This window comes from Phaeobacter sp. JH20_37, assembly GCF_048056015.1.
Classification (GTDB): domain Bacteria; phylum Pseudomonadota; class Alphaproteobacteria; order Rhodobacterales; family Rhodobacteraceae; genus Phaeobacter; species Phaeobacter bryozoorum.
Map to the genome: position 1 here is coordinate 811,892 of NZ_JAYMWW010000013.1, position 19,925 is coordinate 831,816.

The following is a 19,925-nucleotide window of genomic DNA, read 5'->3' on the forward strand; positions in this document are numbered from 1 at the left end:
ATGGCCAGCATTCGCAGAATCGCCCGCCGCAGCTTTCTCATCGGCTCTGCTGCCATCGTAGGTGGCGTCGCCTTTGGCACCTATAAGTACCACCAGCCCGCTCCCAACCCGCTCGACCAGAAGGATGGTCGCGCGGTGCTCAACCCCTTTGTGTTTGTGGATCAATCCGGCGTCACTCTGATTGCGCCCCGGGCGGAGATGGGACAGGGCGTCAAATCCGCCTGGGCCAGTCTGATCGCCGAAGAGCTGGACGTGGATCCGGCCAAGGTCACGGTCCTGCACGGCCCCGCCGCCAAGGCCTATTACAACAGCGCCATGATGTCAGAGGCGCTGCCCGGACGGGGCTATGACAGCTCGCCTCTGCAGCATTCACTGGGCGAAATCGTCGGTCACATGGCCAAGTTCCTTGATCTTCAGGTCACCGGCGGCTCCTCTTCCATGCGCGACGGCTTTGAGCGGATGCGCCATGCGGGCGCCAGCGCCCGCGAGACCCTGAAACAGGCCGCTGCGGAGCAGCTGGCAGTCGGACGCGATCAGCTCGCCACCGAAGATGGTCATGTCATCGCGCCGGATGGCACCCGCCTGCCCTATGGCAGCCTTGCCGTTGCAGCCGCCGCCCTTGACCCTGTCGAGGCGGATCTGCGCCCGGCGTCGAGCTGGCGCCTGATCGGCAAGGATGTGCCCCGCATCGACATGGTTGCCAAATCCACCGGCACCGCAGAATTCGGCGTCGACGTCCGCCTGCCGGGCATGAAATTCGCCGCCATCAAACAAAGCCCGCATTTCGGCGTGGGCAAGACTGCCTTTGACGCCAGCGCAGCCGAAGGCATGGCCGGTGTGGAAAAGGTACTGGATCTTGGCGATGCTGTCGCGGTGGTTGCCAGCAACACCTGGCTCGCGCAGCAGGCCGTGGATGCCATTGACGTAACGTGGGAGGCAGCCCCCTACCCCGAGACGACCGACGCGATTTTTGACGAGATCGCCCGCAGTTTTGACACTGCCCCCAACTCGACCCTGCGCGATGACGGCGATGTGGACGAGCTGCCGGACGGGGCAACCGTGATCGAAGCGGAATATCGCCTGCCCTATCTGGCCCATGCCACGATGGAGCCGATGAACGCGACCGCGCTTTACACCGGGGATGCGCTGCAAATCTGGGCGCCCAATCAGGGGCCAACCGTGGTGCAGAAAAACGCCGCAGCGCTTGCCGGGCTCGATGCCGAGGCGGTTGAGGTCAATACAACCTACCTCGGCGGCGGATTTGGGCGGCGGATTGAAACCGATTATACCGACCGCGCCGTTCAGATCGCATTGCAGATGCCCGACACCCCGGTGCAGCTGACATGGAGCCGCGAGGAAGACATGACCCATGACTTCTACCGCCCAGGCGCCATCGCCCGCTACCGCGCCGCGGTAAAGGACGGCAAGGCGGTGATGGTCCACGGCATAATCGCCGCGCAATCGACCACCGTCGAAGGCGCTGGCCGGATGCTCGGCCTGCCAATGTCCGGCCCGGACAAGGGGCATGTGGATACCGCCTTCAACCAGCCGCTCGCCATTCCCAATTTCCGCGTCGAAGGCTATCTGGCCAAACCGATGATTCCCGTCGGCTTCTGGCGCTCGGTGGGGGCCTCCTTCAACGGCTTCTTCTCCGATTGTATCATCGACGAAATGGCCCATGCCGCCGGGCGCGATCCGCTGGACTTCCGGCTGGAGCTGGCCCGCGCCGAGTGGGAGCCTGCTGCCAAGGTGCTGGAAACCGTGCGCGACATGTCCGGCTGGACCGGCAAGACAGCCGATGGCATCGGCCGGGGTGTGGCGCTTGCCTATAGTTTCGGCACGCCGGTGGCGCAGGTCATCGAGGTCGCCGACCAGGACGGGCAGATTCGCATGACCAAAGCCTGGATCGCCGCAGATCTGGGCCGTGTCATCGACCCGCAGAACACCCGCGCGCAGATGTTTGGCGGCATGGTCTACGGTCTGTCTGCGGCCTGCTTTGGCGAGATCACCTTTGACGGTGGCGCGGTCCAGCAGCAGAATTTCCCCGACTATGACGCCCTGCGCATGCACACGATGCCCGAGGTGCAGGTCGCGCTGCTGGAAAACCAGCCCCGCATGGGCGGCGCCGGGGAACCCGGCACGCCCCCGGCGGCCCCGGCGCTGGCCAATGCGATCTTCGATCTGACCGGCAAACGCGCCCGTCAGCTGCCGCTGATACATGAGTTTGATCTGCTGGTCTGAAAGACCAACGGCACCGCCCTAAAGGCGGTGCCGATTGAGGTGTCTACGGGTAGTCAAAGACCGGATGCCTCAGGCCGATGTCGTGCCTCAGGCCGATGTCGTGCCTCAGGCCGATTTCCGTTGGGTTGGCCTGCCCGCACCCTCCGCCCAGGCGCGCACCGCGTCACCAAAGGCGGTGAACAAAGGCCGCGACACCGGGTCATTCGCGGCGTCCCACTCTGGATGCCATTGCACCGCAAGGGTAAAACCGGGAGCGTCTTTCACATAGATCGCCTCGGGCGTGCTATCAGGGGCGGTTCCGTCGATCACGATCCGCTTACCCGGCACCTTGATCCCCTGCCCATGCAGCGAATTGGTCATCACCTCCGCCGCACCGAACAGACGATGGAAAACGCCGCCTTCACTCAGCTCAACGATGTGGCGCATGGCGAATTTCTCTTCCAGTGTCCCGTCGGGGGGCATCCGGTGGTTCATCCGTCCCGGCAGATCGCGGATTTCCGGGTAAAGCGTGCCACCCATGGCCACATTCACCTCCTGAAAGCCACGACAGATGCCAAGAAATGGCTGCCCCCGCTCGACGCAGGCGCGCACCAGCGGCAGGGTGATGGCATCACGCGCCCGGTCAAAGGCGCCATGGGCATCCGTCTCGGCCTCGCCGTATTCATGCGGGTGCACATTCGGCCGCCCGCCGGTCAATAGAAAGCCATCAAAGCTCTCCAGCAGCTCCTCCACCGTCAGAAACCGGGGATCCGACGGAATCAGCAGCGGCATACAGCCTGCAACCTCGGCCACCGCCTCGGAGTTCATCGTCCCCCCGGCATGGGCGGGGTATTCATCATTGATGAGATAGGAATTGCCAATAATGCCGACTTTGGGGCGTGTCATACTGTCCTCAGCGGTTTGGGCGCCGGCCCTTCTGTCCATCCTCGGACAGAAGGGCCGGGTCACCGCAATCCTACAGCCCTGCCGCGGCGGGTTGCAATTCCCCTATGGGGCGCAACCTGCCGCTTTGCCGTAAAAAGCTGTATCTCCGCCGCAGCTTTCGGCAGATCGCGATCATCTGCCAGCTCGTCAGCGGGCGCCTCGGCTCACGCTTCCCCGGTCAGCCCGGTGGCGCGGATCCCGGCCATCGCCGCCTCGGCGTCATTGTCGGAGGTATCGCCAGTGACCCCCACAGCCCCGATCACCGCACCTGCATCACTGCGCAGCAATACGCCACCGGGGACCGGTACGACCTGCCCGCCGTAGACACCGTTCACGGCTGCCATGAAATAGGCCTGCTGTTCAGCGCGCGCCATCTGCGCAGTGCCAGCCATGCCCAGCATCACCGCGCCATAGGCCTTGCCATGGGCGATGGCAAACCGGCCGGGCGCGGCGCCGTCCTCGCGTTCAAAGGCAAGCACATGTCCGCCCGCGTCCAAGACGACGACAGAGAGCGGTTTCAGCGCCATCTCCCGCCCCTTGGCGCGGGTATGTTCGATGATGCTGCGGGCCTGATCCAGAGTGAGGGTCATGTCTATTGTCCTTGATGTGCACATAAAAAAGGGGCCGGGCAAACCGCCCGACCCCAGTCGTTTTTCTCAGCCCTGCGCCTTCAGCTCCAGGCGGCGGGCGTGCAGCACCCGCTCGGTATAGCCGGAGGGCTGCACGCGACCGCGGAACACCAGATCGCAGGCCGCCTGAAAGGCAACCCCGTCAAATCCGGGTGCCATCGGCGTATAGCTCGGATCACCCGCATTCTGCTGGTCCACAACCGCCGCCATTTTCTGCATCGCGGCCATGACCTGCGCCTCGTCCACCACGCCATGATGCAGCCAGTTGGCCAGCGCTTGGCTGGAAATCCGACAGGTCGCCCGGTCTTCCATCAGCCCCACATCGTGGATATCGGGCACCTTGGAGCAGCCGACGCCCTGATCAACCCAACGCACCACATAGCCCAGGATGCCCTGCGCGTTGTTCTCGATCTCTTGCGCGATATCGGCGTCCGACAGGTTCTGACCATCCATCACCGGAATGGTGAGCAGATCCGCAAGGGTTCCGCGCGCACCGGCTGCCTTCAGGCTGTCCTGCACCGCGTGGACATCAACATGGTGGTAATGGGTGGCGTGCAGGGTCGCCGCCGTCGGCGACGGCACCCATGCACAGGTCGCGCCGGATTTCGGGTGGCCGATCTTGGCCTCCAGCATCTCGCCCATGCGATCCGGCATCGCCCACATCCCCTTGCCGATCTGCGCCCGACCCTTCAGACCGCAGGCCAGACCGATATCGACATTGCGATCCTCGTAGGAGGCAATCCAAGGGGTCGATTTCATCTCGCCCTTGCGCAGCATCGGGCCTGCTTCCATCGAGGTGTGGATCTCATCGCCGGTCCGATCCAGAAAGCCGGTGTTGATAAAGGCCACACGATGCTTGGCCGCGCGGATACATGCCTTGAGGTTCACCGAGGTGCGGCGTTCCTCATCCATGATACCAATCTTGACCGTGTGGCGCGGCAGGCCCAGCGCGTCTTCGACATGGTCAAAGATCCGGTTGGTAAAGGCGACTTCCTCGGGCCCGTGCATCTTCGGCTTCACCACATAGACCGAACCATGCAGCGAATTGCCGCCCTCCGCCTGGAGGTCGTGCATGGCGCAGAGCACGGTGATCATCGCATCCATGAAGCCTTCGCCCGCCTCACGGCCTTCGCTGTCCAAAACCGCTGGATTGGTCATCAGATGGCCGACGTTGCGCACCAGCAGCAGCGAGCGCCCCTTCAGCCGCAGGTCGGACCCATCCGGCGCGGTGAAGGACAGATCGTCATTCAGCACGCGGGTAAAGGTGGTCCCGCCCTTGCTCACCTCCTCGGAAAGGTCACGCTTCATCAGGCCCAGCCAGTTGGAATAGGCCGTGACCTTGTCCTCACTGTCAACGCAGGCAACGGAGTCTTCGCAATCCATGATGGTCGACAGCGCGGATTCCAGGATGATATCGTTGATCCCCGCCTGATCGCCCTTGCCGATATTGCCCTCGGCATCGACCACGATCACTGCATGCAGCCCGTTGTTTTTTAGCAGGATCCTGCCCGGCGTGGTGGCGGCGCCGTCATAGCCTGCAAACTGCGTCGCATCCTTGAGCGCAGGCACCAGCGCGCCATCCTCAACCGACAGGCCAGTGCAGTCCGACCACGACCCGTCAGCAAGCGGGAAGGTCTGATCGAGGAACCCACGCCCCCATGCAATCACCCGTGCGCCCCGCCCGGCATCATAGCCTTTGCCCTCCGGCAGGTCGCCCATGGCATCGGTGCCATAAAGCGCATCATACAGGCTGCCCCAGCGCGCATTGGCCGCATTCAGGGCAAATCGCGCGTTGGTGATCGGCACCACCAGCTGTGGCCCCGGAACATTGGCGATTTCATCGTCAACATTCTGCGTCTCGATCTCGAAATCATCCCCTTCGGGCAGCAGATAGCCGATCTCGCGCAAAAACGCCTCATAGGCCGCCGCGTCATGGGCCTGGCCCCGGCGCGCGATATGCCAGGCATCAATCTGCCCCTGAAGATCGGCGCGTTTGGCCAGCAATGCGCGATTTTCGTCACCCATGCCGTTGACCAGACCGGCCAGACCACCCCAGAAGGCATCTGTCGTGACACCGGTGCCGGGCAGCGCCTTGTCCTCGATGAAGGACACCAGCGTGTCAGCCACCTGCATATCATGACGTTCCTGCATCCCGCTCATGGGGCCATCCTCCTGTTAACTGGGCGTATTACTGCCCCCGATACACCAATAGTTCCGTATCATCAACGTCGGCGGTAATATTAGTTTACCAATTCATGCGAAACTGCTTCAAATAATCTCTACAGATGCCCGACAGCGCCGACCGTCTCTCACACTAGCGACACTCTCCAAACAGAAAAAGCCCGGTAGCGAGCTACCGGGCAAGTCGGGGAGGAATATCAGATTGTCATACAGGGTCAGTCACCGGCGATGGTCGCCTGCACTTCGGCGGCGGTCTGCGGTGCTTCGACCACGTCCTGCTCGCCACCTTTGTTGAAAACCCACAACAGGAAGACGGCGAACATCAAAAGCACCGCAACAACGACGCCCCGAATGCCCAATAGGGCCGGTTTGTGCAGTTTCTCTTCGCGTTCAACATTGGTGTCAGGTGCCGACATGGGCCGCTCCTTTGTCTACAAGTTTGCGCGGTTGCTGGCGCGGGGCCGCAGCCGCTGGTACATAGTCTTGGTATAGATACGCTGACGGACCCATCCGGGTTCCATGGAACAGGAAAAAACCATGAAAGATGCCGCGCCCGCCACCGCACCGGAGACGATTTATCTAAAGGATTACAAACCCTTCGGATTTGAGGTGGAGAAGGTCGAGCTGACGTTTCAACTCTCGCCGAATGCCACCCGCGTTCTGAGCAAGATCCGGTTTTCGCCCAAAGCCGAGGCCGCCGATCCCCGGTTCTTCCTGCATGGCGAAGCGCTGAAGCTGATCTCGGCCAAAATCGACGGCGCGCCGGTGACACCCGAGCTGATCGACGGCGGGCTGACCTGCGCCACCCCCGATACCCCCTTCGTCTGGGAGGCCGAGGTGGAAATCGACCCCGCCGCCAATACCGCGCTGGAAGGGCTTTATATGTCCAGCGGCATGTATTGCACCCAATGCGAGGCCGAAGGGTTCCGCAAGATCACCTACTACCCGGACCGCCCGGACGTGATGTCGACGTTCTCGGTCCGGATTGAAGGCGACGCGCCGGTGATGCTGTCGAACGGCAACCCGGTGGGCGCAGGCGAGGGTTGGGCCGAATGGCACGACCCCTGGCCCAAACCGGCCTATCTCTTTGCGCTGGTGGCCGGCGATCTGGTGAACCACCCCGACCGCTTCACCACCAAATCCGGCAAGGATGTCGAGCTGAACATCTGGGTCCGTCCGGGGGATGAGGGCAAATGCGCCTTTGGCATGGAGGCGCTGAAAAAGTCGATGAAATGGGACGAGGACGTCTATGGCCTCGAATATGACCTCGATCTGTTCAACATCGTCGCGGTTGACGACTTCAACATGGGTGCGATGGAAAACAAGGGGCTGAATATCTTCAACTCCTCCTGCGTACTGGCATCACCCGAAACCTCCACGGATGCCAATTTCGAACGGATCGAGGCGATCATCGCGCATGAGTATTTCCACAACTGGACCGGCAACCGCATCACCTGCCGCGACTGGTTCCAGCTCTGCCTCAAGGAAGGGCTGACCGTCTATCGCGACGCCCAGTTCACCGCCGACATGCGATCGGAGCCGGTGAAGCGGATCGAAGACGTCATCGCCCTGCGCGCCCGCCAGTTCCCGGAGGACGGCGGCCCCCTCGCCCATCCGCCGCGCCCGGAACAGTTCCAGGAAATCAACAACTTCTACACTGCCACCGTCTATGAAAAAGGCGCCGAGGTAATCGGCATGCTGAAGCGGCTGGTCGGCGATGAAAACTACTACAAGGCGCTGAAGCTCTATTTCGAGCGCCACGACGGGCAGGCCTGCACCATCGAGGATTGGCTAAAGGTGTTCGAGGACGCAACCGGCCGCGACCTGACCCAATTCAAGCTGTGGTACAGCGAGGCAGGCACGCCGCGGGTAAAAGTGTCCGAGGATTACGCCGACGGCACCTATACCCTGACATTTGAGCAATCGACGCCGCCGACACCCGGCCAGCAGAACAAGGCGCCGCGGGTCATTCCGATCGCGGTGGGCCTGTTGTCCCCCAACGGCGACGATCTGCGCGGCACCGAAGTGCTGGAGCTGACCGAAGCCAGACAGAGCTTCACCTTTGACGGCCTCGCCTCGAAACCGGTGCCCTCCATCCTGCGGGAGTTTTCGGCCCCGGTGATCCTGGAGCGCGAGACCACCAACACAGAGCGTGCCTTCCTGCTGGCCCATGACACTGATCCCTTCAACCGCTGGGAGGCCGGCAATCTCCTCGCGACAGAAACCCGCGTCGCCATGGTGACCGATGGCATCGCCCCCGATACGGCCTATCTTGATGCGCTGGTCAAACTGGTGCGCGACGATGCGCTGGACCCCGCCTTCCGCGCGCTGGTTCTGTCTCCCCCCAGCCAGTCGGAAATCGCCCAGACCCTGCACGATCGTGGGGTCACACCCGACCCGCAGAAAATCTACGACGCGGCGGAGACCTTCACCCAGACCCTGGCGCAGCAGCTGGAAACCAGCCTGCCCCGGCTCTATGCCGCCACCACTGTCGATGGCCCCTATAAGCCCGACGCCCATGGCGCGGGCCTGCGGGCGCTGAACGGCCGTATTCTGGCGCTGCTGACCCGTCTCGACGGTGGCGATCAGGCTGCGCGCCAGTATCAGACCGCCGACAACATGACCCAGCAATATGCCGCACTGGTAAGCCTGATGAAGGCGGAGAAAGGCGCGGACCAGAGCCAGGCCTTCTTTGATCAGTGGCAGGACGACCGTCTGGTGATGGACAAATGGTTTGCCCTGCAAGTGGCCTGCGCCGCGCCAGACGCCGCCGCTCGCACGGCCGCAGAGCTGACCCAGCACCCGCTGTTCAGCATGAAGAACCCCAACCGGTTCCGCGCCGTCATGGGCGCGCTTGCCGGCCATCACGCAGGCTTTCACCACGACAGCGGTGCAGGCTATTCCCTGCTGGCGCAGAACCTCATCGCGCTGGACCCGCTGAACCCGCAAACCACCGCACGGATGTGTGCTGCCTTCCAGACCTGGACGCGCTACGACAGCGCGCGTCAGGCGCTGGTCCGGGCCGAGCTGGAGCGCATTCTGGCCACTGACGGGCTGAGCCGGGACACCCATGAAATGGTCAGCCGGATCCTGAAGGGGTGATGCGACAGGCCGCGCAGAAGAGCGGGCCATATCATGGCCCGTTCGCAATCCGCCGCCGCTCCTCCGCGCCTCGGCGCGAACCATCTGTCATCGAGACCCCGCCTCATGGCTGATGCTCCGATGACAGATCCGCCAACGAGCCGCCGGGCAGTCATTCCCGCCTATCGCTACAGCCGGGCCGCCCGCTCGCCACGCCTGCTGCTCGCCCTCGGCCTGTGGGGGGCCGGGATTGCGGCGCTGTCGCTGGCGCTTTCCGTCGCGCTCTGGATCTCGCTGCTGCTGATCTTGCCAATGCTGCCCGGCCTCTGGGAACTCTGGCGCAACCCGACTGCCAGCCTGAAGCTGGATGCAACACGGCTCTGCTGGCGCAATGCCTCCGGCGCCGTAGACCTGCCGATCAATCGGATAAGCCATGTGACGCTCGACCGGCGCTGGGACTTTTCTCACCGCGCCACCGTTCATACGGAGGCGGGCAAGTGGTTGCGCATTCCCCCCGATTGCCTGCCACCGCATCAGATCCTTGAACAGGCCCTCACCGCAGCAGGCCTGCCCGTCAGGCGGCATCACTTCCGCATCTATTGAGCGCGGACCTCCCCAAAACGACGCCCCGCCGCCACACAGGCAAATCTTAACCCCCGTTAACCTGCCACTGGAATATCCCAATCGTCCATCGCAATGGCGCGCGCCCGCCATGATTGCGCCCCAAAGAACGGCCAGTCTGATTGCAGTGATTTCAGCTGCCAGCACGCGGACATGGATATGCTCAACAAAAACACCCCAGCGCGCGACCTTATCAGACAGGTATTTTCAACTCTGCTACCCGGTGAAGGTCGGGCGACCCTCACGCAAAACACAGCGGCGCCCCCCTGCGCTGCCGCCCGCAGCAGGCAGGATCAGGCAACCGCCCCCCGCCGCGCCGCAGACCGCCCGGATCACCCGCCGCAGCAGCTCATCGTGCCGGTCTGCGAGCCGGATCAGGGCGAAAGCGACTGCGGAACGCTTCAGGACAAGGGACAGTTTCTGGCCCGTCAGGACCGCTGGACCGACCTCTCCGCAGAGATCGCAAAAGCCGACAAGGCCCGCCAGAATACGCCGCATGGCCTGCCCGTTGCCGAGCTTCTGGCCCATGGCGCGCGCAGCGATGTGGTCAATGCCGTCGAACATGCGCTCAGCCTTGGCCACGCCGGGGACCGGCGCAAGATGATCGAAGGCGTCATGGGGCTGGAGACGATGTGCGTGGAACACCGCGACGATCCTTATCTGCGCACTCTGGTGGCCCTCGCCCATATTGATGTGGCCTGGATCTGGCGCGGCTATTCCGATGTCCTGTCAATCACCGTGGCCAATGGCCAGCGTTGCGCCGCCCATTTCGACAGGGCAGCCGCCTTGCTGCATCCGCTGGATGGTATTGCCCTCGACAGCCCGTTTATTGCCGCAGCGAAAACCGCGCTGCTCGCCGGGCAACGATCCGCCAGCGCGACGCAGGTGGCGGATGATTTCGCCGCACTCATCGACCTGGACCCCGACAATCACCGCCACATGCGCAGTCTCGGCACCCATATGCTGCCGCGCTGGTTCGGCAGCTACGATGCCCTCGACCTCGAAGCGCGCCGCACTGCCGCCCGTACACAAGAGATCTGGGGCGACGGCGGCTACGCCTGGGTCTATTTCGACGCCATCGCCTTGGACCCGGAAGCCTGCGCCCGCGTCGACATCGACTTCTTCATGGATGGCTTGCGCGATATAGTCTCACGCCGACCGGATCAGGAAATGATCAACCTGCTGGCCTCTTACTGCGCGGTGGCGCTGCGTTATGTCGAAGAGACCGCAACGACCACCACCGGGCAGCGCGGCGAGATCGCCGGGGCGGCGGATTGGCTGATCCGCGACCACCTGCGCGAAATTCATCCGCTGATCTGGGCCCACGCCGCGCAGCGGTTCGACAACAACCTGCGCATCGCCTCACCGCGCCGGTTTGCCGACCATGGCCGCCGGGACGCGCTGCGCTTCATCGCCGGCCTGTTTCGCAGCGAAATCGAGGCCGGCCAGCGGGTGGAGTTTTCCGCCAAAGGGCTGCGCGTCTCGCCTGACTAGGCGGGCCGCGCAGCATCGCTCAGGTTTTTTTGAACGCATCCAACAGGGCCGCACCCAGCGCGCCCGTGGTTTGGCCAGAGCTTTGCCCAGAGCCTTGACCTGAACCCTGCCCCCTGCCCTGACCACCCTTTGGGCCAGCGGACGTCTGGCGCTTGCCGCCGCCCGAATGCCCACCGGGCTTGCCACCACGCTGCGGAGCTGCGCCCTTGACCGGGCCGCGAGCATTGCGCTCCTCTTTGGCTGAGGCACCGCCGTCCTTCTTCATGGTGAGGGCGATCCGCTTGCGCGGCACATCCACCTCGGTGACAGTGACCTTGACCACCTGTCCTGTCTTCACCACCTCATGCGGGTCTTTCACGAAGCGGTCCGCCAGCTGGCTCACGTGCACCAGCCCATCCTGATGCACCCCGATGTCCACGAATGCCCCAAAACCCGCGACATTGGTGACCGTGCCTTCCAGCACCATGCCGGGTTTCAGGTCGGTGATCGTCTCCACCCCATCCTTGAAGGACGCCGTCACAAAAGACGGGCGCGGGTCGCGGCCCGGTTTCTCCAGTTCCGCAAAGATATCCCGAACCGTCGGCAGGCCCACGTCGCCGCCCACAAAATCCTCTGCCCGCAAGGATTTAAGCGCCGCACCATCGCCCATGATCTGGCGGATATCACGGCCGCAGGCCACCACGATCTTGCGCGCCACATCATAGCTTTCGGGGTGAACTGAGGACGCATCCAGCGGCTCCTTGCCATCGCGGATCCGCAGGAATCCCGCGCATTGCTCAAACGCCTTGGGGCCGAGGCGCGCCACCTTCAGCAGCTGCTTGCGCGAGCTGAATGCGCCGTTCATGTCGCGGTGCGCCACAATCGCCTCCGCCAGGCCGGGACCAAGCCCCGAGACATGGCTCAGCAGCGGCGCCGACGCCATGTTGAGGTCTACCCCAACGGCGTTCACCACATCCTCGATCACCGCTTCCAGCGATTTCGACAGTTTGTGCTGGTCCACATCATGTTGGTACTGGCCAACGCCGATGCTCTTGGGCTCGATCTTCACTAGCTCTGCCAGCGGATCCTGGAGGCGGCGGGCAATCGAGACCGCACCGCGCAAGGAGACATCCAGATCCGGGAACTCCCGCGCCGCCAGCTCGGAGGCGGAATAGACCGAGGCGCCGGCCTCGGACACCACCACCTTGGTCGGCGCCTTCACCTTGGCCGGCAGGTGTTGCAGCACCTCCGCCACCATCCGCTCGGTCTCGCGGCTGGCGGTCCCGTTACCAATGGCGATCAGCTCAACGCCATGTTCGGCAATCAGTTTCACAATCGACACCTGCGCTCCGCGCAGATCGTTCTTCGGCTGAAACGGGTACAACGTCTCGGTGGCCACCAGTTTTCCGGTTGCGTCAACCACCGCCGCCTTGACGCCGGTGCGAATGCCCGGATCCAGCCCGAGAGTCGGCCGCGCACCGGCTGGCGCGGCAAACAACAGATCCTTCAGATTGCGGGCAAAAACCTGAATCGCATCTTCTTGCGCCCGGCCGCGCAGATCGCCCATCAGCTCCAGCATCATCGAGAGCGACAGTTTCACCCGCCAGCACCAGCCCGCGACCTTGCGCAGCCAGACATCTCCCGGCCCGTTGCCGCCCGCGCCCAGCACCGCCGCCACCATCGCCTCGGCGCGCGCCACGCCTTCCTCCGGCTCCGGCCCGACGTCCAGCGTCAGCACGCCCTCGTTGGAGCCGCGCAGCATCGCCAGCGCCCGATGCGAGGGCACATCCGCCCAGCGCTCGGAATGCGCGAAGTAGTCGGAGAACTTGGCGCCCTCCTGCTCCTTGCCCTCGACCACCTTGGCGGTGAGCACCGCCTCCTTCTGCAGGAACTCCCGCAGTCGGCCCAAGAGGGTTGCATTCTCCGTCAGCCGCTCGGTCAGGATATCCCGCGCGCCGTTCAGCGCGTCCTTCACCGTCACGACCGCCTCGGTAACATAGCCTTCGGCCAGCGCCTCCGGGTCGGTGCTGCGGTCGGCCAGAATGGCATCCGCCAGCGGCTCCAGCCCGTTCTCCTTGGCGATCATCGCCTTGGTGCGCCGCTTGGGCTTGTAGGGCAGATAGATATCCTCCAGCTGCGCCTTGGTCTCCGCCTTGGCAATCGAGGCAGCCAGATCGTCGGTCAGCTTGTCCTGCCCCTTGATCGAGTCGAGGATGGCGGCGCGGCGCTTTTCCAGCTCACGCAGATAGTCCAGACGCTCAGCCAGCGTGCGCAGCTGGGTGTCATCCAGCCCGCCCGTGGCCTCCTTGCGGTAGCGCGCGACAAAGGGCACTGTGGCGCCTTCATCCAGCAGCGCAACGGCGGCACTCACCTGTTTGGCGGCGGCGCCGATTTCCGTGGCAATGGTCTGGCTGATGCGGGCGGATGTGTCCAAGGCGGCCTCCTGAAATTTCTGCTCGGGCTGCCAGTACTAGCCCTGCCGGAACGTCTCGCCAAGAGGCTGAATCAGCCCCGAGCGAACCATTGCGGAGGGCAGAGTCCGTCCCGAGGGTGGGCGTGAAGCGCCCGCCCATGGGCGCGGGACGGGCGCTGCCCGGACCTGCGGCCCATGCAAAAGGGCAAATCAATGTACCCTTCTGCCCCTCAATGCCCCCTTGCCCCTGCCCGCGCGGGGGCCTAGAACGCTTGCCAACATCGGACATTCGGATACGGCGGAAAACCATGCTCGACCTGACATATGAACTCCCCAAGCCCAAGGTGATCGCGGGCGCCAAGCATGACTGGGAACTGGTCATCGGTATGGAGGTGCATGCTCAGGTCAGCTCCAATGCCAAGCTGTTCTCCGGCGCCTCCACCAAATTCGGCGCCGAGCCGAACTCCAACGTGGCCTTTGTGGACGCGGCGATGCCCGGCATGCTGCCCGTGATCAACGAATACTGCATTGAACAGGCGGTGCGCACCGGTCTGGGCCTGAAGGCCGATATCAACCTGTGGTCGGCTTTTGACCGCAAGAACTACTTCTACCCCGACCTGCCGCAGGGCTACCAGATTTCCCAGCTTTACCACCCGATTGTGGGCGAAGGCGAAGTGCTGGTGGAACTGGGCGACGGCACCGCGCGCAACGTGCGTGTGGAGCGGATCCACATGGAGCAGGACGCGGGCAAGTCGATCCACGACATGGATCCCAACATGTCCTTTGTCGACCTGAACCGGACCGGCGTCTGCCTGATGGAGATCGTCTCGCGCCCCGACATTCGCGGCCCGGAAGAAGCCGCCGCCTATATCGCCAAGCTGCGCCAGATCATGCAGTATCTCGGCACCTGCGACGGCAATATGCAGAACGGCAACCTGCGCGCCGACGTCAACGTCTCCGTCTGCCTGCCGGGCCAGTACGAGAAGTATCAGGAAACCCAGGACTTCTCCCACCTCGGCACCCGCTGCGAGATCAAGAACATGAACTCGATGCGCTTCATCCAGCAGGCGATCGAGGTCGAAGCCCGCCGCCAGATCGCCATCATCGAGGCAGGTGGCGAGATCATGCAGGAAACCCGCCTGTACGATCCGGACAAGGGCGAAACCCGCTCCATGCGCTCCAAGGAAGAGGCGCATGACTACCGCTATTTCCCCGACCCCGACCTCTTGCCGCTGGAAATCGAGCAGGACTGGGTGGATGAGATCAAGGCAAACCTGCCGGAACTGCCGGACGAGAAAAAGGCACGTTTCATCAAAGACTTCGGCCTCAGCGACTATGACGCCTCGGTACTGACCGCGGATGTGGAATCGGCGGCCTTCTTCGAGGAAACCGCCAAGGGCCGCAGCGGCAAGCTGGCTGCAAACTGGGTCATCAACGAGCTGTTCGGCCGCCTGAAGAAAGAAGACCACACGATCACCGACTCCCCGGTCTCACCTGCCCAGCTGGGCGGCATCATCGACCTGATCGCCTCCGACGCGATCTCCGGCAAGATCGCCAAGGACCTCTTTGAGATCGTCTATACCGAAGGCGGCGACCCCGCTCAGATCGTCGAAGAGCGCGGCATGAAGCAGGTGACAGATACCGGCGCCATCGAAGCCGCGCTGGACGAGATCATCGCCGCCAACCCCGCGCAGGTGGAGAAGGCCAAGGTGAACCCGAAACTGGCAGGCTGGTTTGTCGGCCAGGTGATGAAGGCCACCGGCGGAAAGGCGAATCCAGCCGCCGTGAACAAGCTGGTGGCGCAGAAACTGGGCGGCTGATCCGGCCACCGGGCACGCGACGCCCCTCAGATAAGAACCACGCAAGGGCGCCCCGGTGGCGCCCTTTGTCCTGTGAAAGGCGCTGCCACACCCCAACCCGAACGCGATGATCTGGAAGCCGCAGCGGCAATTGGGGTATACTGCCGCCCGACAGGTCCCCGCCCATGGGGAACGCGGACGCTTGACCCCCCGCACGCTTGCGCTAAACCTGCCGCCGACACAGGAGACGTTTATGCAAGCTTTTGAATACAAAGTTGTCCCCGCCCCCGCCAAGGGCACCAAGGCCAAGGGCGTCAAAACCGCCGAAGCCCGCTTTGCCAATTCCATTGATATCCTGCTGAACGACATGGCGGCAGAGGGCTGGGAATATCAGCGCGCGGAGCTGCTGCCATCCGAAGAGCGCAGCGGGCTGACCGGCTCGACGACGAACTGGCGCAACGTGCTGATCTTCCGCCGTGCGCTGCCAGCCGCCGCCGAGCAGTTGCAGGCTCAGGCCGTGGCTCAGCTGGCCGCCCAGATCACCGCGCAGCTCGCAGCGCAGACCCCCGCCCAAGCGGCGGATCACAGCACAGCGGCAGCTGCCACAGCGACCCCCGCGGAGGAGACACCAGCAGTCCCGACGCTTGGCCCGGCCACCACCAGCGCTGTCGCGCCACCCATCGCCATCGCCGGCGACCCAGAGGCCCCGGCAGGCGCCATTGCCGTTCCGGGCCGGGGCGCCCGCTCTATGGTCGCCGATGACGGCGTCGAGGAGCTGAGCCCGGTGTCCGGCCTGACCGCCGCCCTGAAAGCCCGCGCCAGCCTTGCCGCCACCCCGAAAGATGGCGCCGCCAAACCCGCGCCAAAAGCAGAACCAAAACTGACCAGATCGGAAAAATCCTCCGAGGATCCGGCAAACAGCTGACCAGCCCCCGGATGCAATTCCCCGCCAGCGTTGCCATTGTGGCACATCGGCGGGGCTTTGCCTGACTTCCGCCGCTAGACTCCGATATCCAGCGCCAGCGCGTGGATGCGCGGCACGATATCGCCCAGCGCCTTATGCACAGCGCGATGCTGCGCCACGCGGGACATCTCGGCAAAGCCATCGGCCCGGATATATACGTTGAAATGGCTTTCGCCACGCCCGTCGTGACCGGCGTGGCCGACGTGCTGGTCGCTCTCATCCTCAACCCGCAATGCGCGTGGTGCAAATGCATCGCGCAGACGCGTCTCGATCTCTTCACGGATGCTCATTCTGGCGTGTCCTGCATAAAAATCCCCGTATTAATTTTCCCAGCCCCCTTCAATCTGCCGCCCCTTAGACTAAACTGCTGCCTCCGAGTCGAACAGTTGCGTCTAGAAGGTGCGCCCCATGACCAAGTCAGATCCCTTTGGTTTCGATATGTCCATCCGGTCAGCGAAGAAAAAGAACCCCCGCGGCCGGCGGGCCGCCACCGGCGCGTCCGAGACCTCGCAGCGCATCTGCGACAAGGATGGCTGCGATGAACCCGGCAAATTCCGCGCGCCCAAGGCACCGGATGTGCTGGATGATTACTACTGGTTCTGCCAGGAGCACGTGCGCGAATACAATACCAAGTGGAACTTCTTTGAAGGCACCACCGAGGCCGAATTGAACGCCCAGCAATCCAAGGACAAGGTCTGGGAACGTCAGACCAAACCGATGGGTGACCCCGAGGCGCGCGCCTGGGCGCGGCTGGGCATCGAGGATCCGCATCAGGTGCTGGGCCAGAACGCCACCCGGAATCCGGGTCGCTCAGCCCAGGCCGGGCGCCGCCTGCCCCCGACAGAACGCCGCGCGCTGGAAGTGCTTGAGGCCAAGGACGACTGGAGCAAGGCAGACATCCGCAAAGCCTATAAGAAGCTGATCAAGGTGCTGCACCCCGACATGAACGGTGGCGACCGCAGCCAGGAAGAACAGCTGCAAGAGGTGGTCTGGGCCTGGGACCAGATCAAGGACAGCCGCAGTTTCAAATAAGCGGCGGTTGCGCCCCGAACCAGCCAGACAGAAAACCAGAGCGTCGCGCAAGCGGCGCTTTTTCTTTGTGCAACCTCTGGGTTTTGCAACGCCAGAAGCTTGCAGCGTTCAGACGCCCGCCACGGGACAGCTACGGATCGGCGCGGGGCAGAGATTTGTCCCCAAATGAAAAAGCCACGGCAGATCGGTGCCGTGGCTTTCTGTCTTGCTGACAGGCTCGGATGTTAGCTGCCCTTGCGCTGCGGCCGCGCCGCTCCACCTGTTTTGGCAACTGCTGCCCGGGCCTTGTTCTTCTTGCTGGTCAGCTTGCCCTTTGGTGGCGGTGCGCCCTTGCGGCCCGATTTCCCCGGATTGGACCAATCGCCCTTGGGCTTGCCCGGAACCGCCGGTTTGGCGGGTTTTGAGGGGCTGGCGGCACGATCCGACGGGCCGCGCGCAGTCACCGTGGCCTTGCCGCCTTCGCCAGTACGCTTTGGTTTGTCAAAGCGCGGCTTGTCGCCATAGCTGGGCTTGTCGCCACGGGGTTTGTCGCCATAGGGCTTGCTGCTCCGTGGCTTGTCACCATAGGCAGGCTTGTCACCATAGGCAGGCTTGTCACCATAGGCAGGCTTGTCGCCCCGGGGTTTGTCACCGCGCGGCTTGTCATAGCTGGGTTTGTCGCCGTAGGGCTTGCGCTCACCACGATCCTGGCCACGGGGGCCACGCTTGTCATCGCGGAAACCATCGCGGTCCCGGTTCTGCGGGCGCGGCGATTTCGGCAGATCTGGCGCCTTGTCCAGACGCGTTACCGTGGCGCCCTCTTCCAGCTCACCATGTTTGACCGCACCCCAGAACGCATCGGCACTGCTTTCGCGCACCTCGACATAGCTCTGGTCGAACTGAATGCGGATCGCGCCGATGTCGTCTTTGGTCAGATTGCCGGCATTGCACAGCATCGGCAGCAGGCGGCGCGGCTCGGCACCGGCCTTGCGACCACCACTGACCGCAAACCAGACGGAGGGGCCAAAGGGCGCCCGCTCTTCCCGCTCGCGCTTGTCCATCTGCGGATCGCTCAGCTCTTCCGGCGCGCTGTGGCGGTCGTGGAACAGGCGAAGATAGGCGGCGGCCAGCTGCTCGGGAGAGAAACGCTCGACCAGTTCCGCCACCGGGGCGGTCTCATTTTCGCTGACCGGCTCGCTCCAGGCCTTGTCACCCAAGAGACGTTCAAAGTCGCGGGCGCGCACATCATCGGCACTGGGGGCCGGGCTGGTTTCTGCGGTGATCTTGGCGGCACGCAGCAGGCGCAGGGCCTTGCCCTTGGCCTTTGGGGGCACGATCAGCGCGGACACACCCTGGCGCCCGGCACGGCCGGTACGGCCCGAGCGGTGCAACAGGGTTTCGTGGCTGGACGGCAGATCCGCATGAATCACCAGATCCAGCTTCGGCAGGTCGATCCCGCGCGCCGCCACATCGGTGGCCACGCAAACCCGCGCCCGCCCGTCGCGCAGGGATTGCAACGCGTTGCTCCGCTCCGCCTGGGACAGCTCGCCCGACAGGGCAACCACGGAAAATCCGCGATTGCTCAGCCGCGTGGTCATCCGGTTCACCACCGCACGGGTGTTGCAGAACACGATCGCATTGGGCGACTCGTGGAAGCGCAGCACGTTGATAACGGCGTTTTCGACGTCGCGCTGCGCCACAGCCAGCATCTGGTATTCGATATCCGCGTGCTGCGAGGCTTCAGCCACGGTTTTGATCCGCTGGTGATCCTTGAGATAGGTCTCCGCCAGACGCGCGATACCAGTCGGCACAGTTGCCGAGAACATCAGGGTGCGGCGGTCTTCCGGGGATTCGCCCAGAATGAACTCCAGATCCTCGCGGAAGCCCAGATCCAGCATCTCGTCTGCTTCGTCCAGCACCACGGCGCGTACCTGCGACAGGTTGATCGAGCCGCGCATGATGTGATCGCGCAGACGGCCGGGGGTGGCCACGACGATATGCGCGCCACGCTCCAGCGCGCGGCGTTCGTCGCGCATGTCCATACCGCCCACGGTGGAGACGACCTGCGCACCGGCCTCGGCATAGAGCCAGCCCAGTTCGCGTTTCACCTGCAACGCCAGTTCGCGCGTCGGCGCGATAACCAGCGCCAGCGGCAGCTCGGCCCGGTCCAGTTTCTCGGCCTCACCCAGCAATGTAGGGGCCATCGCCAGGCCGAAGCCTACGGTTTTGCCGGAACCGGTCTGCGCCGACACCAGAAGGTCGGACTGATCCAGCTCGGGCGCGGTGACGGCCTGTTGAACGGGTGTCAAATGCTCGTAGCCGCGCGCCTGAAGCGCTTGTTCGAGTGCTGTTTTCAAGATTTCATTTCGCTTGCTGCGGGGCGCGCCGCCAAAGGGCACGCCGAATATCGGGAATGTCCCCGACTGCGCAGGAACGCGGATGGCATCATCCAAGTGCGCGCTGATATCGGCTTTGCCCCCTTTTGTACAGGGTTCATTTGGCTCATCCGGCACCAGAAGCCACCAGCAGACGCAACCCCGCTATGCGTTTGCCGTCACACCCTGCCACCGGCAGAACACAGGGGCGCG

Annotated in this window: 14 protein-coding genes; 7 read left to right on the plus strand and 7 right to left on the minus strand. The window is 63.8% G+C overall.

Features of this window, described 5'->3' with window-relative positions; translation table 11 throughout:
* Window positions 1-2,241: a molybdopterin cofactor-binding domain-containing protein gene (locus tag VWZ87_RS08735; RefSeq protein WP_416536777.1), complete on the plus strand. Its 2,241-nt coding sequence runs from the start codon at window positions 1-3 to the stop codon at window positions 2,239-2,241.
* 105 nt (window positions 2,242-2,346) lie between these two features.
* Here the strand turns inward: VWZ87_RS08735 and VWZ87_RS08740 are convergent, their stop codons facing one another.
* From VWZ87_RS08740 to VWZ87_RS08755, 4 genes are all read right to left on the minus strand, one after another.
* Complete coding sequence (locus tag VWZ87_RS08740; RefSeq protein WP_340545072.1) at window positions 2,347-3,126, minus strand: gamma-glutamyl-gamma-aminobutyrate hydrolase family protein; 780 nt, start codon at window positions 3,124-3,126, stop codon at window positions 2,347-2,349.
* Window positions 3,127-3,329: 203 nt separating this feature from the next.
* Window positions 3,330-3,755, minus strand: coding sequence for a GlcG/HbpS family heme-binding protein (locus VWZ87_RS08745; RefSeq protein WP_340545071.1), 426 nt, complete (start codon window positions 3,753-3,755; stop codon window positions 3,330-3,332).
* A 66-nt stretch (window positions 3,756-3,821) separates the two neighbouring features.
* Complete coding sequence (locus tag VWZ87_RS08750) at window positions 3,822-5,954, minus strand: malate synthase G (RefSeq protein WP_416536776.1); 2,133 nt, start codon at window positions 5,952-5,954, stop codon at window positions 3,822-3,824.
* A 236-nt stretch (window positions 5,955-6,190) separates the two neighbouring features.
* Entirely contained in the window at window positions 6,191-6,391 is a 201-nt protein-coding gene (locus tag VWZ87_RS08755) for a hypothetical protein (RefSeq protein WP_340545069.1), read from the minus strand.
* Window positions 6,392-6,512: 121 nt separating this feature from the next.
* On the opposite strand from VWZ87_RS08755, the gene pepN reads away from it, so the two are divergent.
* The 3 genes from pepN to VWZ87_RS08770 all read left to right on the plus strand — a co-directional run bounded on the left by pepN (window position 6,513) and on the right by VWZ87_RS08770 (window position 11,171).
* The gene (gene pepN, locus VWZ87_RS08760; RefSeq protein WP_416536775.1) at window positions 6,513-9,077 is read left to right on the plus strand and encodes an aminopeptidase N; all 2,565 of its coding nucleotides are present in this window, start codon (window positions 6,513-6,515) and stop codon (window positions 9,075-9,077) included.
* A gap of 105 nt (window positions 9,078-9,182) precedes the next feature.
* On the plus strand, window positions 9,183-9,659 hold the full coding sequence (locus VWZ87_RS08765; RefSeq protein ID WP_416536774.1) for a hypothetical protein: 477 nt from the start codon (window positions 9,183-9,185) through the stop codon (window positions 9,657-9,659).
* Window positions 9,660-9,836: 177 nt separating this feature from the next.
* Window positions 9,837-11,171 (plus strand): hypothetical protein, encoded by a 1,335-nt coding sequence (locus VWZ87_RS08770; RefSeq protein WP_416536809.1) that lies wholly within the window; start codon window positions 9,837-9,839, stop codon window positions 11,169-11,171.
* 19 nt (window positions 11,172-11,190) lie between these two features.
* Here the strand turns inward: VWZ87_RS08770 and VWZ87_RS08775 are convergent, their stop codons facing one another.
* Window positions 11,191-13,584 carry a Tex family protein gene (locus VWZ87_RS08775; protein ID WP_416536773.1) on the minus strand — a complete coding sequence of 798 codons (2,394 nt, stop codon included), beginning with the start codon at window positions 13,582-13,584 and terminating at the stop codon, window positions 11,191-11,193.
* A gap of 287 nt (window positions 13,585-13,871) precedes the next feature.
* Between VWZ87_RS08775 and gatB the strand changes: the two genes are divergently transcribed.
* Entirely contained in the window at window positions 13,872-15,383 is a 1,512-nt protein-coding gene (gatB, locus tag VWZ87_RS08780) for an Asp-tRNA(Asn)/Glu-tRNA(Gln) amidotransferase subunit GatB (protein ID WP_416536772.1), read from the plus strand.
* 232 nt (window positions 15,384-15,615) lie between these two features.
* A complete protein-coding gene (locus VWZ87_RS08785) occupies window positions 15,616-16,287 on the plus strand; it encodes a DUF4177 domain-containing protein (RefSeq protein ID WP_416536771.1) in 672 nt (223 codons plus the stop codon).
* A gap of 74 nt (window positions 16,288-16,361) precedes the next feature.
* On the opposite strand, the gene VWZ87_RS08790 is transcribed toward VWZ87_RS08785, so the two are convergent.
* Entirely contained in the window at window positions 16,362-16,616 is a 255-nt protein-coding gene (locus tag VWZ87_RS08790; RefSeq protein ID WP_340545062.1) for a BolA family protein, read from the minus strand.
* 118 nt (window positions 16,617-16,734) lie between these two features.
* On the opposite strand from VWZ87_RS08790, the gene VWZ87_RS08795 reads away from it, so the two are divergent.
* Window positions 16,735-17,358: a DnaJ domain-containing protein gene (locus VWZ87_RS08795; RefSeq protein WP_340545061.1), complete on the plus strand. Its 624-nt coding sequence runs from the start codon at window positions 16,735-16,737 to the stop codon at window positions 17,356-17,358.
* A 224-nt stretch (window positions 17,359-17,582) separates the two neighbouring features.
* Here the strand turns inward: VWZ87_RS08795 and VWZ87_RS08800 are convergent, their stop codons facing one another.
* Entirely contained in the window at window positions 17,583-19,694 is a 2,112-nt protein-coding gene (locus VWZ87_RS08800) for a DEAD/DEAH box helicase (RefSeq protein WP_416536770.1), read from the minus strand.
* Window positions 19,695-19,925 lie beyond the last annotated feature (231 nt).

Coding starts and splice junctions, on each gene's coding strand:
- VWZ87_RS08795 (WP_340545061.1), top strand. CDS start 16,735: ATGACCAAGTCAGATCCCTTTGGTTTCGATATGTCCATCCGGTCAGCG.
- VWZ87_RS08750 (WP_416536776.1), bottom strand. CDS start 5,954: ATGAGCGGGATGCAGGAACGTCATGATATGCAGGTGGCTGACACGCTG.
- VWZ87_RS08735 (WP_416536777.1), top strand. CDS start 1: ATGGCCAGCATTCGCAGAATCGCCCGCCGCAGCTTTCTCATCGGCTCT.
- VWZ87_RS08745 (WP_340545071.1), bottom strand. CDS start 3,755: ATGACCCTCACTCTGGATCAGGCCCGCAGCATCATCGAACATACCCGC.
- gatB (WP_416536772.1), top strand. CDS start 13,872: ATGCTCGACCTGACATATGAACTCCCCAAGCCCAAGGTGATCGCGGGC.
- VWZ87_RS08765 (WP_416536774.1), top strand. CDS start 9,183: ATGGCTGATGCTCCGATGACAGATCCGCCAACGAGCCGCCGGGCAGTC.
- VWZ87_RS08770 (WP_416536809.1), top strand. CDS start 9,837: ATGCTCAACAAAAACACCCCAGCGCGCGACCTTATCAGACAGGTATTT.
- VWZ87_RS08790 (WP_340545062.1), bottom strand. CDS start 16,616: ATGAGCATCCGTGAAGAGATCGAGACGCGTCTGCGCGATGCATTTGCA.
- VWZ87_RS08755 (WP_340545069.1), bottom strand. CDS start 6,391: ATGTCGGCACCTGACACCAATGTTGAACGCGAAGAGAAACTGCACAAA.
- VWZ87_RS08740 (WP_340545072.1), bottom strand. CDS start 3,126: ATGACACGCCCCAAAGTCGGCATTATTGGCAATTCCTATCTCATCAAT.
- VWZ87_RS08785 (WP_416536771.1), top strand. CDS start 15,616: ATGCAAGCTTTTGAATACAAAGTTGTCCCCGCCCCCGCCAAGGGCACC.
- pepN (WP_416536775.1), top strand. CDS start 6,513: ATGAAAGATGCCGCGCCCGCCACCGCACCGGAGACGATTTATCTAAAG.